Annotated in this window: 20 protein-coding genes and 1 tRNA gene; 14 read left to right on the top strand and 7 right to left on the bottom strand. The window is 40.3% G+C overall.

Annotated elements, in window-relative coordinates:
• The first annotated feature begins 38 nt into the window (after positions 1-38).
• The 7 genes from IKL48_03685 to IKL48_03655 are packed head-to-tail and all read left to right on the top strand — an operon-like array spanning position 39 to position 7,231.
• Entirely contained in the window at positions 39-1,121 is a 1,083-nt protein-coding gene (locus IKL48_03685) for a deoxyhypusine synthase (GenBank protein ID MBR3603766.1), read from the top strand.
• Positions 1,121-1,972: a hypothetical protein gene (locus IKL48_03680; protein ID MBR3603765.1), complete on the top strand. Its 852-nt coding sequence runs from the start codon at positions 1,121-1,123 to the stop codon at positions 1,970-1,972. The genes IKL48_03685 and IKL48_03680 overlap by 1 nt, the downstream gene beginning before the upstream one ends.
• Before the next feature lie 12 nt (positions 1,973-1,984).
• Complete coding sequence (locus IKL48_03675; protein ID MBR3603764.1) at positions 1,985-2,437, top strand: DoxX family membrane protein; 453 nt, start codon at positions 1,985-1,987, stop codon at positions 2,435-2,437.
• A 3-nt stretch (positions 2,438-2,440) separates the two neighbouring features.
• Complete coding sequence (gene dnaX, locus IKL48_03670) at positions 2,441-4,237, top strand: DNA polymerase III subunit gamma/tau (protein MBR3603763.1); 1,797 nt, start codon at positions 2,441-2,443, stop codon at positions 4,235-4,237.
• A 1-nt stretch (position 4,238) separates the two neighbouring features.
• Positions 4,239-4,832 (top strand): recombination protein RecR, encoded by a 594-nt coding sequence (recR, locus tag IKL48_03665; protein ID MBR3603762.1) that lies wholly within the window; start codon positions 4,239-4,241, stop codon positions 4,830-4,832.
• Entirely contained in the window at positions 4,832-6,700 is a 1,869-nt protein-coding gene (locus IKL48_03660) for a ComEC family competence protein (protein MBR3603761.1), read from the top strand. The genes recR and IKL48_03660 overlap by 1 nt, the downstream gene beginning before the upstream one ends.
• 57 nt (positions 6,701-6,757) lie before the next feature.
• Positions 6,758-7,231, top strand: coding sequence for a nucleoside deaminase (locus IKL48_03655; protein MBR3603760.1), 474 nt, complete (start codon positions 6,758-6,760; stop codon positions 7,229-7,231).
• A 7-nt stretch (positions 7,232-7,238) separates the two neighbouring features.
• Here the strand turns inward: IKL48_03655 and IKL48_03650 are convergent, their stop codons facing one another.
• Genes IKL48_03650 through IKL48_03630 form a run of 5 tightly spaced genes read right to left on the bottom strand, consistent with a single transcriptional unit; the run spans position 7,239 to position 12,933 of the window.
• The gene (locus tag IKL48_03650) at positions 7,239-8,645 is read right to left on the bottom strand and encodes a hypothetical protein (GenBank protein ID MBR3603759.1); all 1,407 of its coding nucleotides are present in this window, start codon (positions 8,643-8,645) and stop codon (positions 7,239-7,241) included.
• Positions 8,642-9,733 carry an anhydro-N-acetylmuramic acid kinase gene (locus IKL48_03645; protein ID MBR3603758.1) on the bottom strand — a complete coding sequence of 364 codons (1,092 nt, stop codon included), beginning with the start codon at positions 9,731-9,733 and terminating at the stop codon, positions 8,642-8,644. Before IKL48_03645 ends, IKL48_03650 begins: the two co-directional genes overlap by 4 nt.
• Complete coding sequence (gene murQ, locus IKL48_03640) at positions 9,723-10,616, bottom strand: N-acetylmuramic acid 6-phosphate etherase (GenBank protein ID MBR3603757.1); 894 nt, start codon at positions 10,614-10,616, stop codon at positions 9,723-9,725. The genes IKL48_03645 and murQ overlap by 11 nt, the downstream gene beginning before the upstream one ends.
• The gene (locus IKL48_03635) at positions 10,616-11,914 is read right to left on the bottom strand and encodes an MFS transporter (GenBank protein ID MBR3603756.1); all 1,299 of its coding nucleotides are present in this window, start codon (positions 11,912-11,914) and stop codon (positions 10,616-10,618) included. Before IKL48_03635 ends, murQ begins: the two co-directional genes overlap by 1 nt.
• A gap of 2 nt (positions 11,915-11,916) precedes the next feature.
• Positions 11,917-12,933: an AI-2E family transporter gene (locus IKL48_03630; GenBank protein ID MBR3603755.1), complete on the bottom strand. Its 1,017-nt coding sequence runs from the start codon at positions 12,931-12,933 to the stop codon at positions 11,917-11,919.
• A 113-nt stretch (positions 12,934-13,046) separates the two neighbouring features.
• Between IKL48_03630 and IKL48_03625 the strand changes: the two genes are divergently transcribed.
• Positions 13,047-13,121: transfer RNA gene (locus IKL48_03625), tRNA-Val, on the top strand.
• Between the two features lie 186 nt (positions 13,122-13,307).
• On the opposite strand, the gene IKL48_03620 is transcribed toward IKL48_03625, so the two are convergent.
• Positions 13,308-14,522 (bottom strand): MFS transporter, encoded by a 1,215-nt coding sequence (locus IKL48_03620; protein MBR3603754.1) that lies wholly within the window; start codon positions 14,520-14,522, stop codon positions 13,308-13,310.
• Between the two features lies 1 nt (position 14,523).
• Positions 14,524-15,183 (bottom strand): class I SAM-dependent methyltransferase, encoded by a 660-nt coding sequence (locus IKL48_03615; protein ID MBR3603753.1) that lies wholly within the window; start codon positions 15,181-15,183, stop codon positions 14,524-14,526.
• 76 nt (positions 15,184-15,259) lie between these two features.
• On the opposite strand from IKL48_03615, the gene IKL48_03610 reads away from it, so the two are divergent.
• The 6 genes from IKL48_03610 (at position 15,260) to IKL48_03585 (ending at position 21,597) form a co-directional block, all read left to right on the top strand.
• The gene (locus IKL48_03610) at positions 15,260-16,234 is read left to right on the top strand and encodes a hypothetical protein (GenBank protein MBR3603752.1); all 975 of its coding nucleotides are present in this window, start codon (positions 15,260-15,262) and stop codon (positions 16,232-16,234) included.
• On the top strand, positions 16,227-17,495 hold the full coding sequence (locus tag IKL48_03605) for a hypothetical protein (GenBank protein MBR3603751.1): 1,269 nt from the start codon (positions 16,227-16,229) through the stop codon (positions 17,493-17,495). The genes IKL48_03610 and IKL48_03605 overlap by 8 nt, the downstream gene beginning before the upstream one ends.
• A gap of 4 nt (positions 17,496-17,499) precedes the next feature.
• A complete protein-coding gene (locus IKL48_03600; GenBank protein MBR3603750.1) occupies positions 17,500-18,165 on the top strand; it encodes a nucleotidyltransferase domain-containing protein in 666 nt (221 codons plus the stop codon).
• Positions 18,166-18,256: 91 nt separating this feature from the next.
• Positions 18,257-18,934, top strand: coding sequence for a MarC family protein (locus IKL48_03595; protein MBR3603749.1), 678 nt, complete (start codon positions 18,257-18,259; stop codon positions 18,932-18,934).
• Between the two features lie 64 nt (positions 18,935-18,998).
• Positions 18,999-20,987 carry an excinuclease ABC subunit UvrB gene (uvrB, locus tag IKL48_03590; GenBank protein ID MBR3603748.1) on the top strand — a complete coding sequence of 663 codons (1,989 nt, stop codon included), beginning with the start codon at positions 18,999-19,001 and terminating at the stop codon, positions 20,985-20,987.
• A 16-nt stretch (positions 20,988-21,003) separates the two neighbouring features.
• Positions 21,004-21,597 carry a biotin--[acetyl-CoA-carboxylase] ligase gene (locus IKL48_03585; GenBank protein MBR3603747.1) on the top strand — a complete coding sequence of 198 codons (594 nt, stop codon included), beginning with the start codon at positions 21,004-21,006 and terminating at the stop codon, positions 21,595-21,597.
• Positions 21,598-21,628: the final 31 nt, after the last annotated feature.

Below are 21,628 nucleotides of genomic sequence, written 5' to 3'. Positions count from 1 at the left end.
GGGCGCAAAAAATCAACCATACGAGGTGTAAGAAAAAAATGGCAAAACTCACGCAAAAAGACTTCCTCAAAGCCACCATTAAACACATTGATATGAAAAAATATAATGTTGTTCCTATGGTAGAGGCCTTTGAATCTATGGCGTATTCTTCCCGCGACTTGGCTCGCGCCAGCAAAATTTATCATCAGATGCTCTCTGATAAGAACTGCTCCGTTATTTTATGTATCGCCGGTTCTTTGATTTCTGCTGGTTTGAAAAAAATTATTGTAGACATGATCCAAAACAAAATGGTGGATGCTATCGTTTCTAACGGCGCCAACATTGTAGACCAAGACTTCTTTGAAGCTTTAGGTTATAAACACTATTTGGGCACCCCTCACAACGCTGATGACAACCTTTTGCGCGACTTACACATTGACCGCATCTACGATACCTACATCAACGAAGATGAATTGAAAGTCTGCGATGAAACCATTCACCAAATCTGTGAAGAATTAGAACCCCGCCCGTACTCTTCCCGCGAATTTATCTGGGAAATGGGTAAATGGTTGGAACAAAACAAAAAAGGCAAAGACAGTGTGGTCTATAATGCTTACAAATATGGTGTACCCGTATTTGTACCGGCTTTCTCCGACTGTTCTGCCGGTTTCGGTTTTGTAGCTCACCAAACCGAACACCCGACCGCTCACGTATCTATCGATAGTGCTAAAGATTTCTTGGAACTCACCAAAATCAAAATGAAAGCCAAAGAAACCGGCTTGATGATGTTCTCTGGCGGCGTGCCGAAGAACTTTGCTCAAGATACCGTAGTAGCTGCCGAAATTTTGGGAGCCGATTGTCCGATGCACAAATATGCCGTACAAATCACCGTAGCCGATGAACGCGATGGTGCCTTGTCCGGTTCTACCTTGAAAGAAGCTTCTTCTTGGGGTAAAGTTTCCACCGCCTTGGAACAAATGGTTTATGGCGAATGCACGACCTTGATTCCGTTGATCATCGGTTACGGTTATCACAAAGGTGCGTGGAAAAAACGCAAAGCAACCAACTATGTCAAATTCTTACAAGATGAAGACAAAAAGATTGCTGCTTTGAAAGCCAAAGAAGCTAAAGCTAAAAAATAATGTTTCGCTTCAAAGTTGTATTACTCTTGGTTTTAATGGTCTGCCCGTTAGCTTGTTGCTACGGGCAGCTCCATTTTGCTGCAGTAAACGGAGATAACGGCTATGCCGCCATGCGCGGAGATTATAAATTAGATTTGGATAATGGGGTTATTTTACGTCCTACCGTCGGTTATTACCGCATGAGCGACCGCGAAGAAGATCAATCCGGTGCAACCACTAAATTTGCCTTAAATTTACAATATGAATGGAGCGATAATCTGTTGATAGCCGTCGGAGCGGAATATATCCCTGAACGGTTAGGTTTTCAGGAGGTAGCCTATGGAGCAGGAGCCAAATATACCTTGTGCTATCATTGCGGTATTTTTCAAAACCCTTATGTTAAATTAAATGTGGGGCAAGCCCGTTATAGAATTGATTCCTATGCCACAGGGGAACCTTTGGGGTATATATTTAGAACCGTCGCAAATGCCGCTGCATTGGAAGCAGGGGCTGAGTTGGAACGATTTTTTGTGCAAGCACGCTATGATAAAGTGATAAAATATAGTGATAAGCCTAGAGAAGAAGTGGCTTCTAACTGGACGGAAATTCCGTTCATGACGGCAGTGGTACAAGGGTTTGTGCGTGATATTGCCGCTGCGCGTGTGGCCTATCGGACCAAGTGGATTACGCCGTATCTTGTCTATTCGCGTTATAAATATTTGTTGGGCAGCGATTATACAGTTTCCGTAGCGGGAGGGCTGGCATTAACAATAAAGGATACGACATTAACAGGCGGCGTTGAAATTTTTGAACAAAACCATAAAGACCAAAGAAAAACTTATTTCTCGTTATCGGCTAGTACCAAATTTTAAGGAAGATAAAATATGTCTAAACTAATGCCAGATGTGAAATTGCATTGTAATATTGATGAAAGGGCTTTCTCCAAAGCGATGTTTTTTTGTCGTTTTTTTACAGGGGTATCTATGATTTATTTAGCTTTAGGCAGTTTGCTCTATTGGCGTGAATTTTTGGTAAATGCCAATGCATTGGGTTTTCCTTTTGTGGTACCTTTATCTTTTGCTTTAGTGGTTATTGAATTGTTTTTAGGGTTGTTTCTTTTATTGGGTTGGTACACACGCGTGAATGCCATGTTGTCGTTGCTGATTGGGCTGATATGCAGTGTGGTGTTTTTTGTGGGTGCCTCTAATAAAATTTTTGTAGTTTTATGTATGTTGCAAGTAGCGGCACTTTGCCCGTTGTGTTTGTTGGGGCCCGGCTCTATTAGTTTGGATTTTAAAAGAAGCCAACGTCAAGCCCGTCGTTTTTTTAGAGGTTAGTTTATGAGTGAAAACACGTCTTATGTCAGTTTAGCCAATAAATATCGTCCCCAAAAGTTTGAAGACATGGTGGGACAAGAAAGCATTTCCAAAACATTAAAAAATGCCTTGAAATCGGGGCGTATTGCCCATGCTTATTTGTTTTATGGGCCACGCGGTTGTGGTAAAACCACGACGGCCCGTATCTTGGCAAAAGCCTTAAACTGCACCGGCAACGGAAACGGTAAGCCTACCGATGAACCTTGTGGGGAGTGTCCTCAATGTAGAGAGATTTCTCAAAGCGCCGATATGGACGTGCTGGAATTGGACGCCGCCTCTAATACTCAAGTGGAAAAAGTACGCGAGGCTATCATTGATACGGTGGCGTTGGCGGCCTCCAGAGATCGTTTTAAAGTTTTTATTTTAGATGAAGTACATATGCTTTCCGCTAGTTCTTTTAATGCGTTGCTCAAGACGATTGAAGAACCGCCTGCCCACGTTGTTTTCATTTTAGCAACTACAGAAAAACATAAAGTGCCGGCCACGATTACCAGCCGCTGCCAAACGTTTCGTTTTCGCCCCATTACGGTGGAAGAGATAACCAATCATTTATTGGATTTGGCAGAAGCAGAAGGGCTGGATTTAACGGAAAAAGCAGCCCGCATTATTGCCAAAAATGCAGGCGGTGCTTTGCGTGACGGGTTGACTTTATTGGACAGAGCCATTGCCTATTCTGACGGAAAAATAGATGATAAATTGGTGGGGGAAATGTTAGGCCTTACCCCGCAAGATTTGCTCAATCAAACGATTACCGCTTTGATCAAAAAAGACAATACCTCTTTGCATGCGGCATTTGAGACTTTACGCGCAGAAGGTTTTGATGCAAATTCTTTTTTGAAAGATTTAAAAAATGCTTTGGGCGAATTATTTTATTTTTCTTTAGGGCAAGGAGGAGTGCCTTTTGAAGGGGCTGAACAGATTAACAAAATCACTTCGGCCGGATTGTTAGCCTCTTTGTCTCGCAAAATAAACAAGCTGGCGGAGGAAGTAAAATTTTCTGATAATGCGTTAATCAGCGCTGAAGTAGGGCTGTTTACTATTATGGAAAGTTGTTTTGATATAGAAGGTTTTATCCGTCGTTTGGAAGCATTGGAACGTGGAGAAAAGGACTGCGGCAATAAAACACCTCCTGCCGGTGGTATTTCCAATTTTGAAAAACAGGCACAGAAAGTCTCTGCCGTCAGAAAGACAACTTTTTCGGAACCAAAAGAAGCCAAAACCTCTTTTTCAGCGGCAGTTTCTCCTGCGCTGCAAAAACAAGCAACAACCCCTTTGCCAGAAAAACCAGCCGCTAAAATTACCGATAACAATGCTTTGTGGAAAGCCCTGCTTAAGGAATTTGAAAAGAGTCCTTTTGTTTATGATGTAATGACCAATTGCTCCGTTCGTTTTGAGCAAGACCAATGGACCATTAGTTTTGGTGCAGGGAAGGAATTTTATAAAGTACCGGCGCAAACCAAATTGCCGGAATTGGAAAAAAAGGCTTTTGCATTAAGCGGGCGGAAAATTCGTTTTGAAATTGCTCAAACAGCTTCTACTGCTGAGGCAAAGCCTGCGATCATGCAAACAAAACAAACTCCTAAACCTGTAGCTACTCAGACGAGGGAGGAAAGTTCTGTAAACAAAGAACTTATCAGCCAAGAGGAGCCTTTTGTAAAAGCGGATTTTTCTGATTTAGCCGAAGCAGAAACAACTTTAACGGAAGTGCCGGAAGAATTAAAGGGTATTTTAGATGTAATAGGTGGAGAGGTGCTGGGCTAGTATGCAAAGTTTGGACCGCTTAGTTCGTGCGTTGCGCAGAATGCCGGGTGTAGGCCCCAGACAGGCTGAGCGGTTTGCCGCCTATTTTTTACGCGCTCCTCAGGGAGAGGTGGAAGAATTTGTTTCTGCGGTAATTTCAATGAAACAAGATGTAAAGTTATGTTCTGTTTGTTATGCTTATAGCGAGAAGGATCTTTGTGAAGTTTGCTCCGATCCGGACAGAGACCCAAGTTCTATTTGTGTAGTAGAAGACCCGCAGAATATTGAAATTATTGAAAAAACAGGTATTTTTAAAGGACTTTATCATGTATTGCATGGGGCTATTTCTCCGATGGAAGGAAAAGGGGCCGAGCATGTGAAAATAAAGGAACTTTTAACCCGTCTGCAAGAGAGCAAAGTGCCCGTCCAAGAGGTTATTATTGCCACTGATCCGGACACCGAAGGGGAAACCACCGCCTTGTATCTGGCGGATTTGTTGCGCGATATGGTGCCGCGCGTAAGCCGCATAGGATATGGGGTTCCTTTAGGCGGAGATTTAGATTATTTAGATGAAATGACTTTGCTCTATTCTTTAAAAGGCCGGACTAAAATTTAATGCACTATACTCACTACAAAAGACCTCTTTTGTGGGTGCTGATATTTTATATTTGTTGTTTGTCTTTTTTCTATCAACCGCACCCCTCAAAGAAAGATATTTCTGCCTTTATACCTTCACCAGACATTACCTTGACGGCGCAAGTAGACAGTTTTCCGACTGTTAAATCTCACTCTGCCACCGCTATCTTAAAAGTATATTCCGCTAATGGCCAGAAAACGCAAGGATATGTTTATGCTCGTTTTCCTCAAGATTTTCCCGCTTGGAAACAGACATTACAATTAACGGGGAAACTTCAAAAACCGTATACTGTTTCTTTGCTTGGTAATTTTGATTGGGGGCAATACTTAGCCCATAAAAATATTTTTGCTGAAATCAAAGTATCTCAATATCATGTATTGCAAAAAACGCCTCTTTTGTATCAGTGGATTTATAATTTTCGACAAGATATTTTAAATGTTTTTGAGCAGAATTTTCCTGCTGATTTAGCTGCTATCGCCAGCGGAGTTTTGCTGGGAGAGAAAACGCAAATAGACCCTGTCTTATATATGGCTTTTCAAGATAGCGGAGCTATTCATTTGTTGGTGGCTTCAGGAGGAAATGTGGCTTTTGTCACGTGGATGGTTTTTGCCTTTTGCGGTTTGTTTTCTTTAAGCAGACGAAAAACTGCCTTTATTGCTTTGTTTATAGCGGGCATCTATACCATGATTGCCGGTGCTGATGCTCCGCTGACGAGGGCTTATTTTATGTCTGTCTGTACGGTGTTAGGATATATTTTGCACAGAAACAGTGGTGTTTTTCAGGGTTTAATTCTGTCTTGTTTGGTGATTTTGATTTTTAATCCTTGCTCTTTGTTTGAAACGGGTTTTCAAATGTCTTTTTTGGCCACATTGGGTATTGTGGTTTGTTTAAATAATTATGATATTTCTTATCAATGTCCTCGTTGGTTGCGCTTTTTTTCTCAAATCTTTTTGGCCACTTTAAGCGCGCAGTTGGCTCTTTTTCCTATTTTTACCAATGTGTTTTATAAAGTTTCTTGGATGAGCCTCTTTGCTAATATGCTTTTGGTGCCTTTTGCCTCTTTTTTGATGGCAGTTAGTTTTTTGTTTTATGCGTTTTCGTGTTTGCATCTTGGTTGGTTATTAAAACCTTTGATGGGATTTTCTTTGTGGTTGTTTAAAAGTTTGGTTTTGTTTTTCGGGCAGGGTTCTTTTTCTTCGATGGTGGTCCCCGCATGGAGAATGGGAAGCATTGTTATTTATTATGCAGGGCTTTTTTTGCTTTTTCATTTACCGCAGAGGGAGTTTGTCAAAAGAATTTATAAACCTGTTTTGTTTGGTATCTTTTTGATTTTTATATTGCAAGAAAGTTGTTTCTCTCACAACAAATTATGGCTTTTGAATGATTGGAATAAAAACAGTATTTTGCTGTCTTCTTCCACTGGCAAATACATATTAATCGGTGCAGAAATAGACGGAGAAAAACTGGCAAAAGCCCTACTAAAAGCCGGAAGTAAAAAGTTAGATGCTGTGTTGATAAATCAAAATATTTCTGCTCAGATGCAAGAAGTGGAAAAACTAAAAAAGTATATTGATGTGCAAGAAGTAATAATTGCTTTTTCGAACATTTGGCCACAAGAAGAACAGGTGCTGGGGGATATAACGGTGAAGGCCCAATGGGGTTTGCTTTTAAACAGAGAAAAGAAATTATGGCAAAATCGCGGTTATACAGGTGACAGAGACTGTTTGTCTTATCAAATCAGGGGAAAAGATTTTTCTTTTATTACCGCAGGGAACAACCGCTTTATATTAAAAGAAGACAAACGGATAGACAATATCAGAAACGGCACGAAAAAAATGGTTTTTTAAGGCGAAAAGTGTATAATATAGGGGCATAAACAAGGAGATTTTATGGAAGAAAAAGAAATGCAACAACATAAAAAGTTTTTAGCCGAAGCGGTTAGGTTAGCACAGGAAAATGTGGGCACCGGTCGCGGAGGGCCGTTTGGTGCCGTTATTGTAAAGGACGGAGAAATTATTGCCCGCGCCAGCAACCAAGTATTAGCAACCAATGACCCTACCATGCATGCGGAAGTTTCTGCCATTCGTCAGGCCTGTGCGAAGTTGAGTTCTTTTGAGTTGAAAGATTGTATTATTTATTCTTCTTGTGAGCCTTGTCCTATGTGTTTGGGGGCTATATATTGGGCCAGACCCAAAGCCTTATATTTTGCAGCAGACCAGCATACCGCTGCCAAGCATGGGTTTGATGATAAATTTATCTACGATGAGATCGCTGTTCCTAAAGAACAACGTCAAATAAAAACGCTGCGCATTGTGCTAGATACACAAGAAGAACCGTTTAAAGAGTGGACGGCTAAAGAAGATAAAACACAATATTAATGAAATCTTATTGCGAAGACCCAAAGGGGCAAATCCCTTTGGGTTTTTGTTTTCCCAACAATATTTCTGCCGCGCAAATTTGTGCTTCTTGAGCTGGAGAGAAAAGGAACAATCGTGCTTTTAACGCATCAATGTTTTCTGTGCCGAAAGGGCTGCCGAAACTCACAAAACAAGAAGAATATTTCTGACTCCAATATTGCAATATTTCTTTTTCTTTATCAGACAAATTAATATGTCCTTTGAAGGCTTTGTAATTAGAAAAAGATACAACCATTAAATAATCGGCCTTTTCTCCTGCTTTTTTGAGCAGTATTCCTTGTTTTAGCAAAGTTTCTGTAAAGGCCTTAGCGGCTAGGTTTTCTTCGTTTCCCAATTCTAAATAAGCCACTGTATCTCCTGCGGAAAGAGCGACGGGTTCCCCTTGATATACGGCGCATGAGGCGGCATAAGAGCGGTTGAAGTGACGCGGATGAAGACCGGTTTTGACGGGGGTTAACTGTTGAGAAGCTTTTTCTTGAAGATAAACAGATTGGGTGATAATTTCCGACAATCCGCTTTGTTGTTGTAAAAAGTCAGACAAAGACAATGAGTCTTCTGCGCTGAGCAAAATATGCGCTCCTGCGTGTAAGGCTTGCAATGCGGCTTGCTTTTCTTCTCCGATGGCTTTCATGCATAGGGCATCGGTAAAAATGAGTTTTTCAAAACCCATTTTTTCTTTTAACAAACCAGAAATAATTTTTTTAGATAAAGAAGCCGGATTTTGTCTGTCTAATGTCGGCAGCAACAAATGCCCCACCATTACACTATCGGCCTGTTCAAGACAAGATTGAAAAGGGATCAATTCGTTTTCTTCCAATTCTTGGAGGGTTCGTTCTAAAACGGGCAATACCAAATGTGAGTCTTGCGTCGTTCTTCCATGACCGGGAAAATGCTTGATGCTATTTAACACCCCACCGTCAGAAAGCCCCTGACATAAAGCCTTACCTAAGGAGGCTACGTGTTGAGCAACACTACCAAAAGAGCGTGTGTTTACAATGGGGTTTGTTGGCTCATCGCATAAATCCAGAACCGGAGCAAACACCCAATCTATACCTATTTCTCGCGCTTCTCGTGCCAAAGTAAGGCCTTTTTGATAAGCGATTTCTTGGTTCCGGCAAGCGCCTATTGCCATATTGGATAAAACCCAATCTTCTCCTTCTATCCATTTGCCTAATCCGTCTTCATAATCGGCGCAAAAAAATAGATGTTTTAAAGGGGAGGCTTCTTTCAGTTGCTTAACTAAATCCTGTACGCTTTGGCGTGTGCCGCCATAAATACAAAAGCCACCTACTCCGCGTTTGGCCAGTTCTAAGGCTTCTTCTTTTTTTGTTTTTCCAAACCAGAAACCAGGATAAATCAAACGGTTAACATTCATAAAGTAATCCTTCCCAAGATAACTTTTTTCTTCGCTCCCGTTGCTTGCGGACAATGGTTGCTTTTGCGTTGCAAGGTAAGCCAAGCCATTACGGCAAAAGCAGCTGCTTCTTTGGCTTGAGGGTCGATGCCGATTTGAGACGATGTTTTAACAGGGATTCCTGTTTGTTTTTGCAAATTTAACAGCAATGTTTTATTGTAAGTTCCTCCGCCGGAAACAATAATTTCTTTTTGCAGTTTTTTAGGAACAAAACGCTCAATGGCATCTGCTACGGCGGCTGCCGTAAAAAGGTTTAAAGTGGCCAATAAATCATATATATTTTTAGCAGAATAAGCAGAAAAATATTTTTCTAAATAGGCTTTGCCAAATTGATTCTTATCTAAACTTTTGGGTGGTTTTGCAGAGAAATAGGATTGCTTTAAAAGTTTTTTGATAAGGGAGAAATTGGGTTTGCCTTGCATGGCTAAAGCACCATTTTTATCAAAGGGAATGTTTAAAAATTTTTCGCAGGCCAAGTCCATCAGCGTATTAGCCGGACCACAATCAAACCCTTGTGTTTTTACGCCTTTTCCCACAACAGAAATATTAGAGATGCCGCCTAAATTGAGTAATATTTTGGGTGCTGATTTCCCAAATAAATACTCATCAAAAAAAGGAATCAAAGGGGCTCCTTCTCCACCCGACACAATATCTCTTTCTCTAAAATTACTCACTACAGGCCGTCCTAATGCTTCGGCCAAAAAAGAAGGCTCTGCAATTTGCAACGTGTTTGGTTGTGCATCGTTTGGACCATGATAAACGGTTTGTCCATGCATGCCGACGGCAAAAATATCTTCTTTTTTAAAGCGAAATTGTTTTAAAAATAAAAGCGTTTTTTGCGCATACAATTTGCCAAGTTCAAAGTGCAAAGAAGAAAGTTCTGCCGCTTGGCATTGCGACGCGAGAAGCAATCTTTTTTGTAAAGCTGTAGTATAAGGATAGTTTTTAAAACCGAGAATTTTAAACGGGTGAGGAAGAACAGCGCAAACGGTTAAACCGTCGCAACTGGTGCCACTCATAAGCCCTAATATGATTTTTTTATGACTCACGTAAGGCTCCTTCCAAAAAACCATGATGTTTCTTGATAAGTTTTTCTGCTTGTTTTTTGTTGAGTTTTTTTAAATGCATGACAATGGCCGTTTTAACGCTTTTGCCGGAAGAATAAAGCAACTTTTCAGCCGTTTTTTCGTCTGTTTGAGCAATAGTACAAATAAGGCGTATGGCCCGCCCAATGAGTTTTTGATTGGTGGGTTGCACATCTATCATTAGATTGCCGTATACTTTTCCGGCGCGTGCCATCGCTCCGGTGGAAATGGCATTTAAAGCCATTTTGGTGGCGGTGCCGGCCTTCATACGGGTGGATCCGTTTAGTGCTTCTGCTCCTGTATCTAAGAAAATAAAAATATCGGCAAAGGATATATCTGCCTGTTGATTACAAGCCAGCAGAACTGTTTGTGCTCCGATAGATTTGGCTTGTTTTAAAGCGGCTAATACGTAGGGAGTAATACCGCTGGCAGTTAACCCGATAACCAAATCTTTCTCTTTGGCAACTTTTAAAATATCTTTACACCCTTGCATGGTGTCGTCTTCAGCCCCTTCTTGAGAGCGAAACATGGCTTTTTTCCCGCCGGCGATAATGCCTATAATTTGTGAGGGTTTGGTGCCGAAAGTAGGCACACATTCTGCCGCTTCCAATACTCCTAACCTACCGCTGGTCCCGGCTCCGATGAAAATAATTTTTCCGCCGTTTAAAAAAGTTTCCGCTGCCAACTGAATAGTTTGGCTGATAGAATCAGCCGCTTTTTTTACAGCGCGTGCAGCATTAAAATCTTCTGCATTAATCAGGTGTGCGATTTGCTTGACTGAAGATTGGCCTAATTTCTGCGTATGCATATTTACTGTTTCGGTGGGAATTAAGCGGATTTTAGACATTAGTCCATCTCTCCTATAGATGCTTTGTTTTCTCGAAAAAGTTTTTCAGTTTCTTCGATGGATTTAATTTTAAAGGTAAGCGGTACAATGGCCAGAGTAATTAAACTGAAAATAGCACAAAGCGCAAAAAAAGCCTCATATCCCAGCGCTACTTGCATTTTGCCTGAAAGCATAGAGGGAAGCATCATTCCCAAAGCCATAATGCCGGTGGAAATAGCATAATGGGAAGTTTTGTACGGCCCTTGAGAAACGTACATAATAAAAATAGAAAAAGCCATCATGGCAAGCCCATTGCCTAAATGTTCCAAAGCAATTAATCCTGATATAACAGCAATACCGGGTTTGGCCCAAGCCATATAAGCGTAAAAGAAATTAGGCAAAATTAAGATGAAAGCAAAAGGCCAAATGCATTTTTTAAATCCGTATTTTCCCAATAGCCACCCTCCTGCCAAATTGCCTGCAATAATGGCACCCAAACCCAACGTGCCCTTAATAAAACCAAGTTGCGCGGTAGACAACCCCAAAGCACCGCTGTCTACAGGGCCAATCAAAAAGGGGGTGATAATTTTTTCCAGGAAAGCATCTCCTAATCGGTAAAATAAAATAAAGAGAAGGATGTATCCGATATTTTTTTGAGAAAAATAAGTTTTGAATGCCTCTGTAAAAGCCATTTTCCCTTGAGAAGAAGCCATGGCCGGACGGTCAGAATCGGGACGAGGCAAAAGCCATACATGATATAAGCCCAATACAACAAAAAGGCCTGCTATTAACAGCAAACCCCATTTCCATGCAAGCACAATATTAGCGGTTTGTTTTTCCCAAGAACCGATAATCATCAGCAGTGTGCCACCGCCAAAAATCATAGCCAAGCGGTAAAAAATGGTGCGAATGCCAACGAAATATCCCTGTTGATTAGCAGAAAGAGAAAGCATATAGTAGCCGTCGGTAGCGATATCACACGTGGCAGAAACAAAGGCTCCTACGGCAAAACCTAATAACGAAGCGGTAAAAAAACAATTCCAACTCAAAGAAAAGGCTACAAAAGAGAAAATGACAGCCGCCAAAAATTGGCCCCACAAAAGCCAACGACGTTTGGTGCTATAGCCGTCTATTAAAGGACTCCAAAACATTTTTAAAGTCCAAGGAAGGTACAAAAAACCGGTCCAAAAAACAAAGACGTCATTGGGTATGCCCATCTTGGTATAAAGCGCACCCGATACAACGTTTATAAGCACGTAAGGTAATCCCTCTAAAAAATAAAGAGAAGGAATAAAAAACCAGGGAGACAATTTTTTCATAGTTATTTAAACGGCAAACGACCGGCTAATAAATCGGCAAAGGGTTTAGTCGGTTCGCTGCGTTCCAAAATCATTTTGGTAATAGAGGTTAAAGGAACGGCAAGCAGTGCTCCCACTGCCCCCCAAACCAAGGCCCAAAAGATTAAGGAAGCAATTACTACGACCGGATTTAAATCCATGCCTTTACCCAGCCATTTGGTTTCCAGAATATTTCCAATCACAAAATGTGCCGCAATCAGCAAACTGATTCCTACGATCAAATGCCAATCTATTCCATACTGTAAAAATAAAACAGGGGCCGGTAAGGCGGTGGCGAAAAAAGGCCCGATATTGGGGATAAAATTAAGTACAAAAGTCAGCACTGCAAACATGAACGCCAACTCCGTACCAATGATGGTTAAAATAACCCACGTGACTGCGGCGGCTAATAAAGAAACCAGAATTTTGATAATTAAATAATAGGAGATTTGTTGTTCGATGGAGGAAGCCAAAGAATTTTTTTCATCATTGGACCTGCCCATAAATAAGAAAATTAAGAACAAACAAACCAACATTGTATTAGAGACAAAGGACATCACGCCTCCTCCCATGCTTTTGGCCATATTCAGCAAAGGAAGTTTGTTGATGGTGTCAGAAATAAATTCGGAATTGATTTTAACACCAAGTTTGCTTGCGTTATACAAGAACCAAGAGATGGTGTCATTTAATTTGCCTGCGTAAGAATTGGCTCCGTCCACAAAGGAGGAGATGGAGTTGGATACAAAGGCAATAGACAATCCTGCCACTCCTAAGAACAGACATACTCCTAAAACAACACCCAGCAAATGAGGAATTTGCCATTTTTTTTGTATCCATGCTGCAATAGTGTTAAGTACAATGTAGAAGAAAACGGCAATCACAAAAGGCATCAGTACCGTTTTGGCATAAATCAAAATCCAAGTAAGCGCAGTACCTGCCAGAATAAGCAGACAGGCATTGTTGATAGGGGCGTAGTCTTGCGCTGTAATTTTTTTAAACATAATATTCTCCAGAAAAGTATAGTTTTATCTTATCATAAAATTGACGGAGATACGCACAAGATTCAAAGAAAAAAAGAAATAAAACTATAATTTTTGCTATAATATTTACAGACGGGCAGTTGGCGCAGTGGTAGCGCGTCCGCCTCACACGCGGAAGGTCACAGGTTCAAATCCTGTACTGCCCACCATTTGAAAACCCACCTAGTGTGGGTTTTTTTATAAGAGCATAGGCAAACCGCTTGACCTTGATTAGGATTTGAAAGGTATAATGTGCTACAAGTTTGCTTGTATAATAAGATGTAAAAACGCCCTTTGCAGTTTGCTCAAAGGGCGTTTTTATATTCGTTAATCTACGGGGGTTTGTTGGCAAGAGATTATGTGTTGTTGGAAATGCTGTTCGAAGAAAAAATAGTTTTACGTAGCATTTTGATATATAGCGCAAAGCTGATAGCCAAAAATACTAACAAAAGGACCGCCATGTTTTTTAGTCCTATGCTTTCTAAAAAACTTCCCTCTATCCATGAAATTAACATCAAAGACATCCAAGAAACCAAAGTCACCAAACTGCCGATGGTGGTGCGGTCTTTGGAGTCTTTGAAAATAGAAGGGATAAAAATAAGCAGCAACATGCCATAAATGCGATCTGTCATAGCAAACAATCCGATGAACAAAATAGTGACCCATAACGGCAAGGCTCCCCATGCAAATAAACCAAAAAACACAATATTAAAAAGAAGGGATAAATAAAATAATTTTTTTTGTCCTATTTTCATCAATACAGGCACCACAAAATTGATGATGGTTTCGCAGAGGCCGATGGCCATCAAAGGGCGTGCTAATTGAGGTGTTGAAAGTTGATAATGACCGATAAACCATAATCCCAGCATGGAATAAAATCCAAAATAACACAAACGGTTAATCAACATGGCGGTAAAAAAATCTTTTAAATGAGGTGTTTTCCATGCCGTTTGATACGTTTTGAACAAAGCCATAAGGGTGAATTTTGATTTTTCTTTATTATCAGGGGGAGCGGTAAAAATAAAAGCGGTGCAAAACAGAGCAATTAAAACACCTGTAATAGCAAACGATACCCGCCAATTAAGCAAAGTACTTGAGTACAAAACCAACGGAACCCCTGCCGCCACCGCCATTGGACGTGCGGCCGTCAAAACGATAATCATAGGAAGGTAAAAACGTTTGTCTATCGCTTCATATGTCAGCCACCATAAAACGGTGCTAAATAAACCTGCTCCCAATCCGAAAACAAGACGAATTAGTAAAGAAACAGGAAAAAAGGGAATGCTGACAAAAGCCCATATTCCTCCCACCATCATCAACAAGCTGGCCCAAAGAACTTGAGAAATGCGAAAGGTTTTTAAAAGTTGCGGTCCTAAAAATAAACCGAGCACAATACCTGCAGTACAGGAAGAAATAAGCCACAAAGTTCTTTCTGCACCGGTGTGAAAGAAAAAACTTAACCATTCCACCAAAGGAGAGATGGCATGATCTACGGTGCTAAAAGAGAAAACAACAACAAAAGTGGCAATAACTAATGCCCATCCTTTACTTTGAGTCAAAAATTTTTTCATATTATTTTTCAGCAATAATGGTTGATGTAAAACAGACGGGTTGGATAATTTGTTTTATATGAAATCCCGTAAATAACAAGTGATGTGTCATTTGTGCCAAATCACAAGGAAGTTCTTGGTACACGGTGGTAAAGAACGCTTTTTTAAAGGAAGGCCATTTTTCGCCGTAGTACAAAGAGGCATCTTTTTCGATAAGAGGCAAATTTTCTTCCACCCGATGTAAAGCAAAAGAAAAAATCATATCTTCAATAATAACTATTCCGCCGGGTGCTAGCCAGTGATGCATCTTGTCAATCAATTTGCCTTTTTCGTCATTGGTTAAATGATGAATAGCCTTACGAATGGAAATTTTGGTAAAACAGTTTTCCGGGAAATCAATTTCCTGTAGCGTTTTTTTAATCAATAGGACGTTTTCTTTTCCGGACAAGGCTTTTTGGGTAAGGGATAATTGTGTATCGGAAATATCTACACCTGTGACGGCTGCCCCTTGCTCGGCGGCAATAGACAACAAAGTGCCATCTCCACAGCCTAAATCCAAAACGCGGTCTTTTGCGTGAAACCGAAACAGGGCAGCATATCCGCCAATGTCTCCGCGCATGTTTTGATTATACCAATGAGCCAAAGAAGACTCTTTCCAATCGGTGCTGGTTCCGTCCGTCATAGAAAAATCCTGTTTTTAAAGTGGTTATAGTATAGCATTTTTTATTCTTGTCCCTCATATTTTATACAATTTATATATGAGCATAATTAAACAAAACGAAAAAAGTGATAAAGATTTATTTTTTGTTCCCGGTTGTTTGGGAACTTGTTGGTATGGAAACTATCATTATTTGGAACCTTATACCGGTTGCCAGCATGATTGTGTCTATTGCTATGCTAAAAGCAGAAGCGAAGTGGTGAAAAAAGTGGAATCTTTGGGCGGAAAATTTAATGACCCTCAAATTGGTTGTTTGCCACAAGAGGCTTTGGCCCGCATGAAAGAACAGTTAGATTCTGACCCTTCCATTCATATCGTTAAACTTTCGCGATATACGGATATTTTTTGTAAAAAATTTGTAGATAGCGGATATTCTTATGATGTGTTGAAGTTGCTGGTGGATCACCCACAAATCAAACGTATTATTATTACCACAAAGGGTGTTCCTAATGATAAGATTATGGATTTAATTATTCAGCATCCTGCCAAGTTTTCTTACAGTGCTGCTATTAAGCCGGCCGCCAGCGTATGCATGGAAACCGATGTCCCCCCTGCCGAAGAACGTATTTATTGGGCCGGTAAAGCCCAACAAGCAGGCGCTTTGGTGACGGTGCATATGGACCCGCTGATTCCGGGGGTGGAAGATAAAGAAGAAATATTGCGTCCGTTTTTTGAGAAATTAAAAAAAGCCGGTTTAACTCGTGTCATGTTTTCCTATCTGCTGTATGACAAAACAGTAGCCCAAAATATTATTAAAAAATACGGCGAAGAATTTTTTGCTTCATTGAAAGAAAATTATTTGCATGAAGACCGTCAGATTTTACCTTCTCAACAAGAAACCGTTTCTCATACGCTTAAGCACGAAGTAAAGTTGGAAAGTGTAAGAAGAATTTCTAAATTGTTGACGGAATATGGTTTTGATTTTGTGGTTTGTGGTCTAAAAGCATCAGACAAAGAGGATATCGTTGCATTAAAAGAGTGCAGTCACGTTTGTGACGGTAAGTTTTATGCCTAACAAAATTTGGATTATCAACGCGGACGATTGTTTGTTCTCGCAAGAAGTATCCATCGAGGGGATGAAAGAGTCTTCCTTGAAGTATATTTTATTGCTTAAACCGGGTGATTACTGCGTCTTGTCTCCGTTGGTGGATATTGATCCGGATTTTGTGTCTTACATGGCGCGTATTAAAAAGTTAAAACATAAAAACTTTTTATTTACTCCTGCCAAACATGATCCGTCCGAATCTTTAATCAAGGCTATTTCAAAAGACAAACAATTGGTGGATAAATTAAGTCATTTATGTCGCAATGGGTATGTGATGGTGCCGCAAATGTACACGAAGCAATTTGCTGCATTGAGCCGGCAATGCGGAAACAATTTAAGCAACAATTACAAATCCATTGAAAAAGCCAATGATAAAATGTTGTTTAAAAAAGTTTGTAAAAAATTTAACATTACTCCCATTTCTCCGGTATACAAAGCCTATAAAGGACAAAAAGCCCGTATTTTAAGTGCATTAGATTTTCAGGAAACATATCTGTTGCGTCATCCCGTTTCCGCCGGCGGCTATGGAACAGTGAAAGGAAAACTATTGGAGTTAATTCCGCTACTTAAGCAGTCCCATCAAGAAACGGATGTTTATTTGGAAAGATATAAAGATATATACCGCAGTCTTGGTACATTGGCTATGTTAAAAGAAGACGGTATTTATTATGGCGGTGTGGATTGCCAAATTGTCCACAAGGAAGCCTGGGAGGGATGCTTTTATCCCTTTACTAAAGCTCCGGAATCCATGTTAAGAAAAATAAAAGAAAAAACTCTTTTATTGGCGGGGTATTATTATAGCATGGGCATGCGAGGGCAAATTAATATAGACTGGGCCTTGCGCTGGAAAGAAGGAAAATTAAAACTACGTGCTTTGGAATGTAATCCTCGTTATAATGGTTTTAGTATTTGCCAACGGTTGGCTTCTACTGTTTACAACATTAAACGTGATAAATTGCATTTTTATTTAGATACCAAAATGCAATTTAATCCGTCTTGGAACACAAAACAAGTTATTTCTGAATTGGAAAAACTAAATAAAAAAGCCAACATTAAAGGCGGAATCGTGTTGACCTCTCGTGTGAAAGATGGTCAGGCCGGATTTTGTTTCATTGGAACCAGCCGTCAAGATATTGCCCTCTTGCGCCATTTGTTTAAACAAAGAGTAAAGGAATTAGAAACAGAGCCTGGAAAAAGAATGCCAACTTTACAGAAAAAGATCGAGAGGTAAAAGCATGTTTCAGGTGGATGTTTATATTGAAGGACTGCTCTCTTTGCTAAAAAAACATTTTGGACAAAGGCTTTTATACGTAGGTTTGCAGGGAAGTTATTTGCGTGGGGAAGCCTCCCCTGCAAGTGATATAGATGTGATGGTAATAGTAGACGGTTTAAGTGTGGATGACTTGGCACAGTACAAAACCATCATTCATTCTTTAGAATATGCAGACAAATCTTGTGGTTTTATCTGTGCTCGTCAAGACCTTTCCCGTTGGAATCCTTTAGAAATATCTCATGTTTTGCACAGCACCAAAGATTATTATGGTACGTTAAAAGATTGGATACCTGCCTATACAAAAGAAGACGTACGAAATTTTGTAAAGATTAGTCTGAATAACTTGTATCACGAAATTTGCCATCGCTTTATTCATGCCGACCGAAAAACCAACATAGATTCTTTGCCTTTTGCCTATAAAGGGGTGTTCTTTATTCTTCAAAATATCTACCATCTACAGCATGGAGAATTTATCGCTACCAAGATGGAACTTTTGAAAAGATTAGATGGCCAAAATCATGCTGTTTTGACCCGCGCTATAGAAATACAACAAGCAACGTCTTATGATTTTGACGACAGCTTTGAACTTTTGTTTGCGTGGTGTCAGTCAACCTTGCAAACGATTTAAACATGGCCTGAATATGTTTTAGTTTCTATGTATTTTGATATACTTTAAGTAGATGTAAATTTTACCTTAACAAGGAGTTTGTAATAAACATATGGAATGGAGTCTGTTGTTTAACGCATTTATTGGTATTTTGGCTATTTTAAACCCTATCGGAAACGTGCCTATATTTTTGGAACACGTGGAAAGTGATAATCCGAAAGTACAACGTGCAGTAGCGGTATTGATGTCTGTTTCCATGTTTATTATGTTGGCTATTTTCTTTATTTTTGGTACGCAAATTCTCAACTTGTTCGGTATTACATTGCCGGCTTTCCGCTTAGCAGGATCTATTATTATTTTGATTGTGGGTCTTCGCATGTTGCAAGGTAAAAGTAAATTTGATGAAGGGGGTATCCAAACCTCCTCCTCTCAGGGGGGCACCTTTTCTCAGGCTCGCAGTCGTTTAAGCCATATTGTGGTGCCGGTGGCTATGCCGTTGTTTGTGGGACCCGGTTCTATTACTACGGTTGTTTTATATGCCGAAAAAGTAGAAACTTTTCCGATGTTTTTAATGATGCTTTTGGTGCTTTTTTTGGCCACGTTGGTAGTGGGTGCCTGTTTAGCGGTTTCTCGCTCTATTTTTGATTTATTAGGCAGCAACGGGACGCAAATTGTCATTCGTTTTATGGGTATGATTTTGTGTGCTATTGCTATGCAGTTTATGATTGATGGCGTTGCTCAGCTTTTGCCGGGTGTTTTAAATGCCAACTTTATTCACGGAGCTGTTTAATCTAAATTTTAAACCAAGTTAAGAGGGGCCATCTAGCCCCTCTTTTTTTGTGTACAATATTTTTATGCAACGTTTTAAACTATCTGCTCCTTTTGCTCCTTCCGGCGATCAGCCCAAAGCCATCGAGGCCCTGACGCAAGGGGTGCTTGCCGGGCAAAAACGTCAAACTTTATTGGGGGTCACCGGTTCTGGTAAAACGTTTACCATAGCCAACGTGATTGAAAAAATAAATCGCCCCACTTTAATTTTATCTCCCAATAAAGTTTTGGCGGCTCAATTGTATGCAGAGTTTAAGCAATTTTTCCCTGAAAATGCGGTGGAATATTTCATTTCGTATTATGATTATTATCAGCCGGAAGCCTATATCCCCCAAACAGATACTTATATAGAAAAAGATTCCGCCGTTAATGAACATATTGATAAATTGCGTTTAAAAGCCACCACCTCCTTGCTGACGCGGCGAGATACCATTGTGGTGGCTTCGGTATCTTGCATTTATAATATCGGATCTCCGGACAGTTATAGTGAGTTGTGCGTTTATTTGAAAAAGGGTGCCGAAATGTCACGCGGCAATTTGGGTAGTCTTTTAATTAAAATTCAATATACACGCAATGAAATGGAATTTCTTTCCGGATCTTTTCGCATGCGTGGTCCTTATGTGGATATTTTTCCTCCGTACGGTACCAATGCCGTACGGGTAGAAATAAAAGGTAAAAATATTGCCAATATTTACGAAATACATCCCATTACCGGTAATATTGTATCGGAAATTGATGAAGCATGGGTATATCCTTCCAAACATTTTGTTATCAAAGATGAAGATAAAGAAAGGGCTTTGGCACAAATACGTGCAGATTTAGCCATTCGCCATGCTGAATTAATTGCGCAAGGGAAAGAAATGGAGGCCTACCGCCTCAAACAACGTACCGAGTATGATTTGGAAATGATGGAACAAGCGGGCTTTTGTCCCGGTATTGAGAATTATTCTCGCTATATGGACGGCCGCGCTGTGGGCGCCAGGCCAAATTGTCTTATAGATTATTTTCGTCGGTACGATGATTTTTTGATGGTGGTAGATGAAAGCCACGTTGCTTTACCGCAAGTGCGTGGTATGTTTAACGGGGACCAATCTCGCAAACAAATGTTGGTGGATTTTGGTTTTCGCTTGCCCTCGGCTTTAGATAATCGTCCTCTTAAATTTAACGAGTTTGAAAGTTTGCTCCCTTCCACCATTTTTGTATCAGCCACACCCGGTCCTTATGAACTTAAAGCCTGTCAAGGTGAAGTGGTAGAACAGGTCATTCGTCCGACGGGATTGGTAGATCCTGTGGTTATTGTACACCCCAGCGCAGGGCAGATAGATCATTTGCTCGGTAAAATTAAAGAGCATATAGAAAAAAACCAACGTACATTGGTATTATCTTTGACCAAAAAAACGGCTGAAGATTTGAGTGCTTTTTTAATTGAAAAAGGAATTAAAACGCGTTATTTACATTCTGATATTGATGCATTAGAGCGGGTAGAAATTTTAAAGCAATTCAGGCTGGGTGTTTTTGACGTATTGGTGGGTATTAATTTGTTGCGCGAAGGGATTGATATCCCGCAAGTGGGGTTGGTAGCCATTTTGGGTGCGGATAATGAAGGTTTTTTAAGAAACGCTACCACGTTGATTCAAATTTCGGGCAGAGCTGCACGCAACGTGGGAGGAGAAGTGGTACTTTATGCCGATAGAGAAACCGACAGCATGAAGTATGCTTTAGGAGAAATGAACCGCCGTCGCGCTATTCAAGAAGCCTATAATTTGGATCATCACATTACGCCTAAAACTATTGAAAAAGCAGAAGTGGAACTGAAAGAATTTGAGACCTCTGCCAAAAATGAAGGATTGGGTATTTTGCATGCAAGTTTGCCAATGCCGACGGCGAAAAATATTCATAAAATAGCAGCTGAACTGGAAAAGCAAATGAGAGAAGCTGCCGATAATCTAAACTTTGAGTTGGCGGCCGATTTGCGTGATAAGCTGTTTGAAATAAAACAGATGAAACTAAAATAATTGGTAAAATATGAATATGCAAGAAACGACTCTTTCTTTATCATCCGTCAGTCGCATGGTAAGCGTAGATGTTATTGACAGTACGCAGAATTTGGCGCGCGAATTGGCATTAAAAGGAGCCGAAGACGGTACTTTAGTCTTGGCCTATGAGCAAACCGCAGGACGTGGACAATACGAGCACCGCTGGGAAGCCAAACGTGGCGGAGTGTATTTTACGTTGATCCTTCGTCCTCAAAAAAAGGTAGCCTACACTTCTTCTTTGGGAATTCAAACAGCGCAAGCCGTTTGCGAAGCACTTAAAAAGTTGTTTGGATTTAAAACAAAAATCAAACACCCCAATGATGTTTTGGTCTGGGAAGAAAAAACAAAATCTTGGAAAAAAATTTGTGGTATTTTGCTGGAGTCTTCTTCTCAGCAAGAAAATACTCAATGGATTTTGTTAGGAGTAGGAATCAATGTGAATAATAAAATATCTTCCGCATTGAGTTCTAGTGCCATTAGTGTTAAAAAATTGTTAGGCCGAGAGATTGATCCGGAATGGGTGTTGGAAGAAACATTAGAAGAATTTTGGACAAAATATGCCCATTGGCAGTTATCTAAACAAAAATAATTTAAATAAAAAGCCCCGCTCGAAAGCGGGG

It is taken from the genome of Elusimicrobiaceae bacterium, assembly GCA_017520185.1.
Classification (GTDB): Bacteria; Elusimicrobiota; Elusimicrobia; order Elusimicrobiales; family Elusimicrobiaceae; genus Avelusimicrobium.
This window is presented reverse-complemented; position numbering and strand designations above follow the sequence as displayed.

Excerpts from the sequence above, each read along its gene's own strand:
- IKL48_03655 (MBR3603760.1), top strand. The coding sequence starts at position 6,758 with ATGCAACAACATAAAAAGTTTTTAGCCGAAGCGGTTAGGTTAGCACAG.
- IKL48_03675 (MBR3603764.1), top strand. The coding sequence starts at position 1,985 with ATGTCTAAACTAATGCCAGATGTGAAATTGCATTGTAATATTGATGAA.
- IKL48_03680 (MBR3603765.1), top strand. The coding sequence starts at position 1,121 with ATGTTTCGCTTCAAAGTTGTATTACTCTTGGTTTTAATGGTCTGCCCG.
- IKL48_03620 (MBR3603754.1), bottom strand. The coding sequence starts at position 14,522 with ATGAAAAAATTTTTGACTCAAAGTAAAGGATGGGCATTAGTTATTGCC.
- IKL48_03660 (MBR3603761.1), top strand. The coding sequence starts at position 4,832 with ATGCACTATACTCACTACAAAAGACCTCTTTTGTGGGTGCTGATATTT.
- recR (MBR3603762.1), top strand. The coding sequence starts at position 4,239 with ATGCAAAGTTTGGACCGCTTAGTTCGTGCGTTGCGCAGAATGCCGGGT.
- IKL48_03615 (MBR3603753.1), bottom strand. The coding sequence starts at position 15,183 with ATGACGGACGGAACCAGCACCGATTGGAAAGAGTCTTCTTTGGCTCAT.
- IKL48_03685 (MBR3603766.1), top strand. The coding sequence starts at position 39 with ATGGCAAAACTCACGCAAAAAGACTTCCTCAAAGCCACCATTAAACAC.
- IKL48_03630 (MBR3603755.1), bottom strand. The coding sequence starts at position 12,933 with ATGTTTAAAAAAATTACAGCGCAAGACTACGCCCCTATCAACAATGCC.
- murQ (MBR3603757.1), bottom strand. The coding sequence starts at position 10,616 with ATGTCTAAAATCCGCTTAATTCCCACCGAAACAGTAAATATGCATACG.
- IKL48_03605 (MBR3603751.1), top strand. The coding sequence starts at position 16,227 with ATGCCTAACAAAATTTGGATTATCAACGCGGACGATTGTTTGTTCTCG.
- IKL48_03600 (MBR3603750.1), top strand. The coding sequence starts at position 17,500 with ATGTTTCAGGTGGATGTTTATATTGAAGGACTGCTCTCTTTGCTAAAA.
- IKL48_03585 (MBR3603747.1), top strand. The coding sequence starts at position 21,004 with ATGCAAGAAACGACTCTTTCTTTATCATCCGTCAGTCGCATGGTAAGC.
- dnaX (MBR3603763.1), top strand. The coding sequence starts at position 2,441 with ATGAGTGAAAACACGTCTTATGTCAGTTTAGCCAATAAATATCGTCCC.
- IKL48_03595 (MBR3603749.1), top strand. The coding sequence starts at position 18,257 with ATGGAATGGAGTCTGTTGTTTAACGCATTTATTGGTATTTTGGCTATT.
- IKL48_03650 (MBR3603759.1), bottom strand. The coding sequence starts at position 8,645 with ATGAATGTTAACCGTTTGATTTATCCTGGTTTCTGGTTTGGAAAAACA.
- IKL48_03610 (MBR3603752.1), top strand. The coding sequence starts at position 15,260 with ATGAGCATAATTAAACAAAACGAAAAAAGTGATAAAGATTTATTTTTT.
- IKL48_03635 (MBR3603756.1), bottom strand. The coding sequence starts at position 11,914 with ATGAAAAAATTGTCTCCCTGGTTTTTTATTCCTTCTCTTTATTTTTTA.
- uvrB (MBR3603748.1), top strand. The coding sequence starts at position 18,999 with ATGCAACGTTTTAAACTATCTGCTCCTTTTGCTCCTTCCGGCGATCAG.